The 11,937-nt window shown below is 61.0% G+C and carries 7 protein-coding genes; 3 read left to right on the top strand and 4 right to left on the bottom strand.

All coding sequences use genetic code 11. The features are described 5' to 3' along the window. Nucleotides 1-142 precede the first annotated feature (142 nt). Together J3P93_RS00490 and J3P93_RS00485 are read left to right on the top strand one after the other, a co-directional pair. Entirely contained in the window at nt 143-3,097 is a 2,955-nt protein-coding gene (locus J3P93_RS00490) for an autotransporter outer membrane beta-barrel domain-containing protein (protein ID WP_434594189.1), read from the top strand. A gap of 206 nt (nt 3,098-3,303) precedes the next feature. Beyond that, entirely contained in the window at nt 3,304-5,502 is a 2,199-nt protein-coding gene (locus J3P93_RS00485; RefSeq protein WP_434594186.1) for an autotransporter outer membrane beta-barrel domain-containing protein, read from the top strand. Nucleotides 5,503-6,160: 658 nt separating this feature from the next. On the opposite strand, the gene oadA is transcribed toward J3P93_RS00485, so the two are convergent. Beyond that, nucleotides 6,161-7,969: a sodium-extruding oxaloacetate decarboxylase subunit alpha gene (gene oadA / locus J3P93_RS00480; RefSeq protein WP_434594183.1), complete on the bottom strand. Its 1,809-nt coding sequence runs from the start codon at nt 7,967-7,969 to the stop codon at nt 6,161-6,163. Nucleotides 7,970-8,070: 101 nt separating this feature from the next. Further along, nucleotides 8,071-9,486 (bottom strand): acetyl-CoA carboxylase biotin carboxylase subunit, encoded by a 1,416-nt coding sequence (locus J3P93_RS00475; RefSeq protein ID WP_203420071.1) that lies wholly within the window; start codon nt 9,484-9,486, stop codon nt 8,071-8,073. A gap of 189 nt (nt 9,487-9,675) precedes the next feature. On the opposite strand from J3P93_RS00475, the gene J3P93_RS00470 reads away from it, so the two are divergent. Further along, nucleotides 9,676-10,638: a LysR family transcriptional regulator gene (locus tag J3P93_RS00470; protein ID WP_258451118.1), complete on the top strand. Its 963-nt coding sequence runs from the start codon at nt 9,676-9,678 to the stop codon at nt 10,636-10,638. Here the strand turns inward: J3P93_RS00470 and J3P93_RS00465 are convergent. After that, nucleotides 10,580-10,783 (bottom strand): PA3496 family putative envelope integrity protein, encoded by a 204-nt coding sequence (locus J3P93_RS00465; protein WP_203420073.1) that lies wholly within the window; start codon nt 10,781-10,783, stop codon nt 10,580-10,582. The two genes, J3P93_RS00470 and J3P93_RS00465, sit on opposite strands and share 59 nt — an antisense overlap. Before the next feature lie 238 nt (nt 10,784-11,021). Continuing rightward, nucleotides 11,022-11,888, bottom strand: coding sequence for a transcriptional regulator HexR (gene hexR, locus J3P93_RS00460; protein ID WP_007962240.1), 867 nt, complete (start codon nt 11,886-11,888; stop codon nt 11,022-11,024). Nucleotides 11,889-11,937: the final 49 nt, after the last annotated feature.

Raw genomic sequence — 11,937 nt, 5'->3', positions numbered from 1 at the left:
TGGGTAATCTGCAACAAAATGCAGATAACGGACTGTTTCGCTTATACGGCGCGCAAAACAATGCAGATTGACTCCGACATCATTCTGTAAAAACCCCTCGCTATACAGGACGGCCCGTCCATAAGAAAAAGGCCTTCCCTTCATGCCGTTTCCGCCACAGCGCCTGCCTCTCACTATTGCCCTGCTGATCAGCGCCACCACTGCTCACGGTGAAACCGTGCAGATCGACACCGCCACCACCGCCTCGCAAACCCTGGGCGGCAGCGACACGCTGACGATTTCGGCGCGGGGCAGCATCACCAACAGTGGCAAGGCCGTGAGCCTGAAAGACAGCACCAGCGGTGCCGGTGTGGTGATCGATAACGCCGGCAAGATCGTCTCCAGCGGCGGCCGGGCCATCGACAGCAGTGGCGATGAGAGCAAGGCGCGCAATTACGCGATCTACAACCGCAGTGGCGGGCAGATTCTGGGGGCCAACGATGCCTTGCGCATCGACAGCAACTTCGTCAGCGGCAGCCTGTTGATCGATAACAGCGGGGTGATCCGTTCGACCACCGGCCAGGGTCTGGATCTGGATGCGCTGCGCAGCGATGCGGTGACGACTACGATTATCAATCGCGCCGGCGGGCTGATTCGCGGCGAGGCCAGCGACGGCATGAAAACCGGCGCCAACGCCACCCTGACCAACTACGGTGAGATCTCCACCGGCGATTCGCACAATGCCGATCAGAAGTTCGACGGCGTCGACGTCGATACCGCCAGCGGCGTGTCGATCAGCAACTACGGGGTGATTTCCGGCGGTCGTCACGGCATCACCACCGACCTCGGCGCAACGTTGATCAACTATGGCCAGGTCACTGGACGCAACGGTTCCGGGTTTGGCTCCGACGGCGATGGCACGGTGATCAACCACGGCACCATCACCGGCGCGTATTCGGGCCTGCAAGAGAACGGCGACGGCGATGGCGTGGACATCGACAACCTCGCCCACATCGAAAACTACGGCACCATTCAAGGCGTCGGCGCCGGCGGCGTGGACAAGGCCGGTTTCGCCAATGGCAGCGAAGGCATCGCCTTGGGTGGCGGCTACATTCTCAATGCCGCAGGCGCACTGATCAGCGGTGCCGACAGCGCGATTCTGGTCGATGACGGCAGCGGCAACTCGGGGCTGGCCGCGACCGCCCTGGAGAACTTCGGCCGCATCGAAGGTCTGAACGGTTTTGGCGTGAAGTTCGTCGGCGAGTTCGCCGACAGCGTAATCAACGGCGGCACTATCAGCGGCAGCAACGGCCTGGCGCTGGACCTGGGCGGCGGCGATGACCGCCTGACGCTGCGCAACGGCAGCCGCTTCCTCGGCATCGTCGATGGCGGCAGCGGCACGGATCGATTGGTCATGGACGATGCGCTCGGTGGCAGTTTTGGCGCCAGCCGCAACTTCGAGTGGCTGGAGGTCCGCGAAGGCGCCTGGACCCTGACCGGCAGCGGTGATTTCAGCGATGGCGGCGCAATTCGCAATGGCGCCACCCTGATCAACCACGGCGGCATCGCCGGCACCCTGACTGTCGATGCCGGCGGCGCCTATGCCGGTGGCGGCTCGGTGGGCAGTCTCAACGTCAACGGCACCCTGCGCACCGACACCCGCTTGGGGCGTGCGACCATTGTTCATGATTTGACCATGGGCAAAGCCGCCACCCTCGCCTACGGCGTCAACGCCGACGGCAGCAGCGCGCCGGTAGTCGTCGGCGGTGTCGCCAACCTCAATGGCGCGACGCTCGCGGTGAATCCCGGCAGCGGCACCTACCCTTGGCAGAGTCACTACACCGTGCTGCAAGCAGCGCAGGTCAACGGCACCTTCGGCGAGGTCAGCAGTGATTACGCGTTCCTGACGCCAACCCTCGCCTACACCGCGACTCAGGTCGACCTGACCTACACCCGCAACGACATAGCATTCAACGAGTTCGCCACGACTGCCAACGGCAACAATGCCGCCAACAGCCTGGCCTCGATCGGCAAAAACAGTGCGCTGTACAACGCCCTGCTCAACACCACTCAAAACAGCGCCGGTACGGCAATCGAACAACTGGCCGGGACCAGCAATGCCAACCTGACCAGCGCCACGCTCAGTGCCAGCAGTCAGGTCGGCAGCAGCATGCTCGCAGCGATGCAGCAAATGGCCGGGCCGGGTTTGCTGGTCGGTCTCGATCAGCGCGACACGCCGGTGCTGGCCGCCAGTGGCGTGCCGGCGGCAGCGCGCAATCTCAATGATCCGAACGCTCGCGGCCGGCTCTGGCTGCAAGGCATCGGTGGCTACGGCAAGCTTGATGGTGAACATGGCAGCAGTGGTCTGGAGCAACGCACCAAGGGCAGCTTGCTCGGTGCCGACTGGGCGCTGAACCCGGCCTGGCGGGTGGGCGTTCTCGGCGGTTACTCGCAGACCGATCTGGATGCCAGCGGCGTCGATGGCGAGGTCGACAGCTGGCACGCCGGGGTTTATGCGCTGCATCAGAACGGCCCGCTCGCCCTGCGCCTTGGCGCGGCGTACAGCGCCCATCAAGGCGAGAGCCAGCGCCACATTGCGTTCAACGGTTTCAGTGATCGTCCGAAAGGCGACTACGACGCCGACAGCCAACAAGCCTTCGCCGAACTCGGCTACGCCATGGGCAGCGGCCGGCTCAACGCCGAACCGTTCGCCAGCCTCGGCTACCAGCGCTACCACCGCGACCGCTATCAGGAAAAAGGTGGCGCCGCGGCGCTGCAAGTCGACGGTCAGACCCAAGACAATTTCAGCAGCACGCTCGGTTTGCGCCTGGCGCATTTGAGCAGCCTGGACAACGGCATGAGCGTCACCCCACGCCTGGCCCTCGGCTGGAAACACACCTATGGCGATGTCAGCAGCTCGACGCGCCAGGCGTTTGTAACCGGCGGCACGGCGTTCAATGTCGAGGGCAGCGCGCTGGATCGCGACAGCCTGATGCTGCAAGCCGGGCTTGATGTCGGGGTCTCGGCACGGCATTCGCTGAGCTTGGGCTACAGCGGCGAGATCGGCAGCAACAGCCGCAACCACGGGCTGATCGGGCAGTGGCAGATGAGGTTTTAAGCACCTCGACAGCCATCGCAGCCCGGCCAGGCTGTAGGAAAAAGCGCCGATCAAGCCACGTAAAAAAGGTCCGGTTTCAAAACTGCCGGACTTTTTCATCCGATACGCTCCGACGTCGCCTGCACGCGTACGGGACGCAGCCGACAGCGGATTTTTGAGGGCATCCATAGAGTTGAGTCTTCACTTTCTGGAAAAGGCTTTCCTTGATGCGTACTCAACACGGATGTAAACCAGAACACCTGGCGCTGGCCATTTCCCTGGCACTCGGTTGCGTAGAGTTTGCCAACGCCGAGCAACCCTCTGAGGCCGCTGAACCGCTTGCAACCATCGCGGCACCGCAGCCGACCGAAGCCAGCGCCAAGGCGAAGGTTGCTGAACGATTTCAGCGCTTTCTCAGTGACCCAGGGACGGTGCCCATCGGTTTCGAAACCGCGGAAAAAACCTTCAAGGGCACCGCGGTCAACGATCTGATCCGCCTCAAGGACGGCGCCAGCTTCACCGGCCGACTGGACGGTAGCGAGGGCGACAATTTCCTGTTTCTCGATGCGACTGAGGGAGGCGCGCTGAAAGACACGCGCAACTTCAACGGGTTGGTCGTCGCCAATGGCGCCTGGACGTCGAGTTCCAAAGGTGATTTCAAGGAAGGTGTGCTGGTTCAAGGCGGCACGGCCCTGACCAACCTGGGAAGTATCAAAGGCGATGTCTATGTCGATAACGGCGGCAGCTTTGCTGGCAAAGGCGCGGTGACCAATCTGCATGTCGACGGCCTGCTCACCGTCAACGGATTGCTTGGGGCGCCGAGGGTCAAAGGCGATCTGCGCCTGACGCCAACCGCCGAGCTGGCGTATGAAGTCACGCCTTCCGGCAGTCAAACGATCAAGGTCGATGGCACTGCCGCGCTCGCCGGCGCTACCCTGAATATCGTTGCAGCGTCGGGGGAATATCCGCAGAGCCGCCAGTACAAGATCATCGAAGCGGGCGCCGTGGAAGGTGAATTCGGCAGCATTCGCAACAACCTTGCGTTCATGACCGCTACACCTCAATACAACAAGAAATCGGTCGGACTGACTTATGCCCGTAATGACGTGGCGCTGGAAGAGGTGGCTACGAGTGACAACAGCCGGGCGGTCGCCGAGAGCATTGTCGAGCCTGTCGCGCCATTGCCTTCTGCAACCCCAACTCAAACCCCGGCCTCTATCTCTACCTCTACCGCTTCGATTGCACCGGAACAGGCCTCGATAGCGGCTTCAGCTTTGGTGTCAATGCCCATTGCCGAATCCTTGCCCGTCGCTATCAACGAAGAAACCGTCACCGCACAGGCAGAGCAAGCTATCGAACAGCCCGTGCCTGCGCTGGTCAAACCGGCAAACACCGCAGTCGCCGCACTCCTGTCCAGCGACAAGACCACCGCCCCCATCGCCCTCGAACAACTCGCCGCCGGCAGCAACGCCAACCTCGCCAAAGCCACCCTCAGCAGCATCACGCCTGTAAGCGCGAGCATGCTCTCGGCGATGCAGCAACTGAGCAATCATCCGGACTCGACGTACACATCTGCCAACTCGCCTCGCCAGGCATCCGCCGCAGCCGACACCGGCCGGGTATGGATTCAGGCTCTCGGCTATGGCGGAAAGGTCGATCGCGCTGTCGACAGCAACCTCAAGCACGCTACCAACGGTCTGGTCCTGGGCGCCGACTGGCGGCTCGATGAGCAATGGCATGTCGGCCTGCTCGGCGGCAAATCACAGACCCGACTCGACGCCCGCCAGTACGACGGCGACCTCGACAGCTGGCACCTCGGCGCCTACGCCGTACGCCAGGACGGCCCTTTGGCACTGCGCCTCGGCGCAACCTGGGCCAGCCACGAAGGCAGCAGCAAACGCCGCGTCGCCTTCAACGGCTTCAGCGACCGCCTGCAAGGCAACTACAACGCCAATACCCAACAAGCCTTCGCCGAACTCGGCTACAACTTCGGCCGCCACGCCACCCTCGAACCCTTCGCCAGCCTCGGCTATCAACGCTACCAGCGCGACAGCTATCGCGAGAAAGGCGGCGACGCAGCCCTCAAAGTCTTCGGACAAACCCGCGACAACCTCAGCAGCACCTTCGGCCTGCGCACCGCCCACACCACCCGCCTCGACAACGGCATGCACCTGACCCCGCGCTTCAGCGTCGGCTGGAAACACACCTACGGTGAAATCGACAACCACACGCACCAACAACTGATCAAAGGTGGCAACCGCTTCGAAATCGCCGGCGCCGCACTGGACCGCAACAGCCTGTCCATCGACACCGGACTCGACCTCGGCCTCTCCGCCAACCACACCGTCGGCGTCAGCCTCACAGCCGAAGCAGGCAATGACAGCCGGACTCATGGCGTGATGGGGCAGTGGCGGATGGCGTTTTGATTAGAGTTGTTAGCCCCTTATCGGTGATTCAGTAAAAAGCCCCTCATCGGAACGCCGCCCGCCTAGCCCTCTCCCAAAGGGAGAGGGGACTGATCGCGGTGATTGGAAGACGTATGCCAACATGCGATACCGAGTCGAATGCATATTTCAAAGCCCACCAAAATCGGCTCCCTCTCCAGGGGGAGAGGGCTGGGGTGAGGGGAAAACCACCACGAAATCCAAGCCGAACAACCGCTTCTCACCACTCAACAATGAGCGTTAGCTCGCGTGCCCTTGATCTTGATCTTGCCTGACCGGCGACATCGGAAGGCTGAGCGGAGGGATTGATCCGGGCGTGGGAGCGCAGCGACCGTCTGGCGCAGCCAGAAACAGCGGACGTAGGTGCAGCGAAGCAAACCGTAGCCGCTGCGCCCGGATCGATCCCGGAGCGAAGGGACCCGAGCCTGCGAGGGCCGTACGTAGGAGCAAGACTTTTGGTTACTTTGGGGCGTTTGCCAAAGTGACCCGCTGTAAAAGCGGAACCGCCAGAAGCAACACCCAAAGCAACGGATATTCACCCAAAACCCCAAGAGCTGGTCGGCCCACAGGCCGCCACGGCACAAAAAAAAGGGGAGCACATGCCCCCCCGAGGTTTAAACCATCACATCGAAGCGCTAAATCACCCTTCGATCTCAATCAAAATCTCACCCGGATTCACCCGATCGCCCTTGACCACATGAATCGCCGCCACCTTCCCGGCAATCGCCGCCTGAACCTCGGTCTCCATCTTCATCGCCTCGGTAATCAACACCGCCTGACCGGCCTTGACGGTGTCGCCCTCCTTGACCAGCACATCGACGATATTGCCCGGCATGGTCGTGCTGACATGCCCCGGCGCCGACGCCTGCTTGCGCTTGCTGCTGCCACCACTGACAAACTCGTTGAGCGGCTCGAACACCACCTCTTCCGGCATGCCATCGATCGACAGATAGAAGTGCCGCTTGCCCTCAGCCTTGACGCCAACACCGGTGATATCGACGCGATAGGTTTCGCCGTGCACATCAATGACGAACTCGGTCGGCACGCCCTCACCGCCCGCCGAGGCCACAGCGCCTGCCTCAGGAATCGGCAACAGCACTTCCGGCGTCAGGGTGCCGGCGGCACGCTCTTCAAGGAATTTGCGACCAATGTCCGGGAACATGGCAAAAGTCAGCACGTCTTCTTCCGAGGTCGCCAGAGCGCCGATATCGGCCCGCAGCTTGGTCATTTCCGGCTTGAGCAGATCGGCCGGACGTACGTCGATGACGTCTTCACTGCCGATCGCCTGACGGCGCAGCTTTTCGTTGACCACGCCCGGCGCCTTGCCATAACCGCCTTGCAGATAAAGCTTCACTTCATTGGTGATGGTCTTATAACGCTCGCCAGCCAGCACGTTGAAAAACGCTTGGGTACCGACGATCTGCGAAGTCGGCGTCACCAGCGGCGGGAAGCCGAGGTCTTCACGCACCCGCGGAATTTCCGCCAGCACTTCGCCCATGCGATTCAAGGCGCCCTGCTCTTTCAACTGGTTGGCCAGGTTGGAAATCATCCCGCCCGGCACCTGGTTGACCTGCACACGGGTATCGACCGCGGTGAATTCGCTTTCAAACTGGTGGTACTTCTTGCGCACGGCGTAGAAGTACAGACCGATCTCTTGCAGCAGTTCAAGGTTGAGACCGGTATCGAACTCGGTGCCCTTGAGCGCCGCGACCATCGACTCGGTGCCCGGGTGGCTGGTACCGGAGGCGAAGCTGGAGATCGCGGTGTCGATGTGATCGGCGCCGTTTTCGATGGCCTTGAGCTGACACATCGCGGCCAGGCCTGCGGTGTCGTGGGAGTGGATGAACACCGGCAGCGACTGTTCGGCTTTCAACGCACGCACCAGTTCACCGGTAGCGTACGGAGTCAGCAGACCGGCCATGTCCTTGATCGCCACCGAGTCGCAACCCATGGCTTCCATTTGCCTGGCCTGGGTGACGAAAGCCTCAATGGTGTGTACCGGGCTGGTGGTGTAAGCGATGGTGCCTTGCGCATGTTTGCCGGCAGCCTTCACCGCTTCGATGGCCACGCGCAGGTTACGCACATCGTTCATCGCGTCGAAGATACGGAATACGTCGATGCCGTTTTCTGCGGCTTTGGCGACGAAGGCCTGGACCACGTCGTCGCTGTAATGGCGGTAGCCCAGCAGGTTCTGCCCGCGCAAGAGCATTTGCAGACGCGTGTTAGGCAGCGCCGCGCGCAGTTGGCGCAGACGCTCCCACGGGTCTTCTTTGAGGAAACGTACACAGGCGTCGAACGTCGCACCGCCCCAGCATTCCAGCGACCAGTAGCCGACTTTGTCGAGCTTGTCGCAGATCGGCAGCATGTCCTCGGTGCGCATGCGGGTGGCGAGCAGCGATTGGTGAGCGTCGCGCAGGATGGTATCGGTAACGAAGATCTTCTTGCTCATTGGTATCTCCTCATAGCGGCAAGCTTCAAGCTAAAAGCTGCAAGAAAAAGCCAATCTGCTTTTACTTGCCGCTTGCAGCTAAAAGCTCGCAGCTGTTTCATTCATAGGCCTGCGTGGGCGGCGATGGCGGCGGCGATGGCCAGGGCCAGCTCTTCGGGTTTGCGCTTGATCGAGTAGTTGGTCAGTTCCGGGTGGCTTTCAACGAAGCTGGTATTGAACTGGCCGCTGCGGAATTCCGGGTTGCGCAGGATTTCCTGGTAGTAGGCAGCAGTGGTCTTCACCCCTTGCAGACGCATGTCGTCCAGCGCGCGCAAGCCACGGTCCATCGCCTCTTCCCAGGTCAATGCCCAGACCACCAGTTTCAGGCACATCGAGTCGTAGAACGGCGGAATGGTGTAACCGGTGTAGATCGCCGTGTCGGTGCGCACGCCTGGACCACCGGGCGCGTAATAACGGGTGATCTTGCCGAAGCTCGGCAGGAAGTTGTTCTTCGGATCTTCGGCGTTGATGCGGAACTGCAAAGCGAAACCACGATGCTGGATGTCTTCCTGCTTCACCGAAAGCGGCAGGCCGGAGGCGATGCGGATCTGCTCGCGAACGATATCGATGCCGGTGATTTCTTCGGTGATGGTGTGTTCCACCTGCACGCGAGTGTTCATCTCCATGAAGTACACCTCGCCCTCGGCGAGCAGGAACTCCACGGTGCCGGCATTCTCGTAACCCACCGCCTTGGCCGCGCGCACCGACAGGTCGCCAATGTAGGCGCGCTGTTCCGGGGTCAGTTGCGGGCTTGGCGCGATCTCGATGAGCTTCTGATTACGGCGCTGGATCGAGCAGTCACGCTCGAACAGGTGCACGACGTTGCCGAAGCTGTCGCCGAGAATCTGCGCTTCGATGTGTTTGGGATTGACGATGCATTTTTCCAGAAACACTTCCGCCGAGCCGAAGGCCTTGGTGGCTTCGGAAATGACCCGGGGGAAATTCTGTTCGAGTTCTTCGCGACTGTTGCAACGACGGATACCGCGACCGCCACCGCCGGAAGTGGCCTTGAGCATCACCGGGTAACCGATGCGGTCACCTTCGGCCAAGGCTTCTTCAATGCCCGAAACATTGCCTTCAGTGCCCGGCGTGACCGGCACACCCGCCTTGATCATGCTGCGGCGCGCTTCGGTCTTGTCGCCCATGCGGCGTATGACTTCCGCCGACGGGCCGATGAATTTGATCCCGCGTTCGGCGCAGATCTCCGCCAGTTCGGCGTTTTCCGAGAGGAAGCCGTAGCCGGGATGCAGCGCATCGCAGCCGGTTTCAACAGCCAGGTTCACCAGCTTGCGCGGGTTGAGGTAACCGGCCAATGGCTCGGCGCCAATGCTGTGAGCTTCATCCGCACGCTTGACATGCAAGGCATGCCGGTCGGCGTCGGAAAAAATCGCTACCGAGCGAATGCCCATCTCGGCGCAGGCTCGTACGATTCGTACGGCAATCTCACCACGGTTGGCGATCAGGATCTTTTTTATCACTTGGAGGTTCCCTTGAGCCGGTGGCACCACGACCTGCTAGACCCAGGTCGACGCGTGACCAAATGTTTCAATTCGGTCGCAGGTCCACACTAGCGCTCGCAAGGGATTAACAAAAATGAATAAAAATTGGGTCAGGCATAAGTAAAGACTTATAGTTGAAACATCGACCGTACTTCAGAGCCTGGAAAAATGCGTAAGTCCTTGATGCGTATGACGTTACGCCAACTACAGATCTTCAACGAAGTGTGTGATTTGCGCTCTTACAGCCGCGCAGCCGATGAAATGTCCCTCACCCAACCGGCCGTTAGCCTACAGATTCGACAGCTCGAAGAGCTGATTGGCCAGCCGTTGTTCGACTATGTCGGTAAAAAACTCTACATGACCGAGGCTGCTGAAGCCCTGCAACGCGCCAGCCGCGACATTTTCGGGCGCCTGGAAAACCTCGATATGCAACTGTCGGACATGCAAGGTTCGCTGCAGGGCCAGCTGAAACTGGCGGTGGAATCCAGCGCCAAATATTTCGTCCCGCACTTGTTTGCGGCGTTCAAGCGCCAGCACCCCGAGGTCAATCTGCAACTGACCGTGGTCAACCGCGGCCAGGTCATTCGACGGCTGTCGGACAACCGCGATGACCTGGTGATCATGTCGATGGTACCGCAAGACATGGGCCTCGAATTTCTGCCGTTCCTGAACAATCCGATTGTTGCGGTGGCGCGTCCGGATCACCCGTTGGCACACCTGGGCCCGTTGCGCCTGCAGGATCTTGAACCCTACACATTGCTGATTCGCGAGCCGGGCTCGGGCACGCGGCTGGCGTGCGAAGAGTATTTCAAAGAGAAACGCGTGCACTTCACCCAGACCCAGGAAGTGGCCTCGGCCGAGGCTCAGCGCGAATGTGTGCTGGCGGGTCTGGGCGTGGCGCTGTTGACGCGTCACGCCCTGAACCTGGAGCTGGCGACCGGCGGGCTGGTCGAGTTGCCGGTCGAGGAATTGCCGCTGCTGCGTAGCTGGTGCCTGGTGCAGGCCAAAGCCAAACGCCTGTCACCGGTGGCGCACGCCTTCCTGGCGTTTATCCGCAGCGAGCGTGCACAGATCAGCGCGCTGGTTGAGCGTTTCGACGGGAAGCTGCGGGCGCTGCCTGCCAGAGATTGATCTCGGGAAAATCGCCGATCTCGGCTTGAAGCTGGCGAAGTTCGAAGCGATCTTCGATGGCGCGACGGAATTCCATGCGGCGCTGGTCTTCCTGCTGACGACGGGTTTTCGCGGCGCTGTTGCGTTCTTCGTAGGGCTGAGCCATTTCGATTCTCCCAAGGCGAGTACGGGAGTTTCACGATAGGCGTGGGGGATGACGGTTTGGCTGCGCGGGGATGACAGTGCGATGAAACTTGCTCAGGGTTGCGGTGCTTTTCAGGGCGCCATCGCGAGCAGGCTCACTCCTACAAGGGAACTACAGCAACACAAATCGTGCGTCGCACCGAAATCCAATGTGGGAGCGAGCCTGCTCGCGATCAAGGTCGGAACGACCTTGGACGACTTCAGTCATCCAGGGCTTTCACGGCTTTGGGCGACAAGCGCAAGCTGCGCAAACTGCGCTTCACGCTCTTGAGATGATTGACCAGGCTCGGCCCGCGCGCCATGGCCACGCCCATTGCCAGCACATCGATCACCACCAGATGGGCGATACGTGAGGTCAGCGGCGTGTAGATTTCCGTGTCTTCGTGCACATCGATCGCCAGATTGACCGTCGACAGCTCGGCCAGCGGTGTCTGGCTCGGGCACAGGGTGATCAACGAGGCGCCGCTTTCGCGAACGAGGTTGGCGGTGATCAGCAGATCCTTGGAACGCCCCGACTGGGAAATGCAGATCGCCACATCGGTCGGCTTCAGGGTCACCGCCGACATTGCCTGCATGTGCGGGTCGGAATACGCCGCCGCGGTCAGTAGCAGACGGAAAAACTTGTGCTGGGCATCCGCCGCCACTGCACCGGACGCGCCAAAGCCATAGAACTCGACGCGCTGCGCCTGGGACATCAACGTGACCGCGCGCTGCAATTCCACCGGATCGAGCTTCTCGCGCACCTCCATCAGCGTGTGCAGGGTGGTGTCGAAAATCTTCAGGCTGTAATCGGCGACCGAGTCGTCTTCATGGATCGCGAACTGACCGAAGCTGGCACCGGCAGCCAGGCTTTGTGCCAGTTTGAGTTTCAGATCCTGAAAACCGGAACAACCGATGGCGCGGCAAAAGCGCACGATCGTCGGCTCACTGATGCCGACGCTGTGAGCCAGATCGGCCATGGAACTGTGCATCACCGCCGCAGGGTCAAGCAGCACGTGGTCGGCGACCTTGAGCTCCGACTTGCGTAACAGGTGACGTGACTGGGCAATGTGTTGCAGCAGATTCAAGGGGCTGGACTCTTCTTGTGGGCAAGGATGTAGCAAGCTTGTAGTTATA

This window comes from Pseudomonas sp. R3-57 (assembly GCF_051132065.1).
Taxonomy (GTDB): Bacteria; Pseudomonadota; Gammaproteobacteria; order Pseudomonadales; family Pseudomonadaceae; genus Aquipseudomonas.
Note: the sequence above shows the minus strand (reverse complement) of the source record. Positions and strands in the feature narration are given on the sequence as shown.

What these genes read in the sequence shown, in the direction of transcription:
- J3P93_RS00485 (WP_434594186.1), top strand. Translation starts at nt 3,304, where the DNA reads ATGCGTACTCAACACGGATGTAAACCAGAACACCTGGCGCTGGCCATT.
- J3P93_RS00465 (WP_203420073.1), bottom strand. Translation starts at nt 10,783, where the DNA reads ATGGCTCAGCCCTACGAAGAACGCAACAGCGCCGCGAAAACCCGTCGT.
- oadA (WP_434594183.1), bottom strand. Translation starts at nt 7,969, where the DNA reads ATGAGCAAGAAGATCTTCGTTACCGATACCATCCTGCGCGACGCTCAC.
- J3P93_RS00490 (WP_434594189.1), top strand. Translation starts at nt 143, where the DNA reads ATGCCGTTTCCGCCACAGCGCCTGCCTCTCACTATTGCCCTGCTGATC.
- J3P93_RS00470 (WP_258451118.1), top strand. Translation starts at nt 9,676, where the DNA reads ATGCGTAAGTCCTTGATGCGTATGACGTTACGCCAACTACAGATCTTC.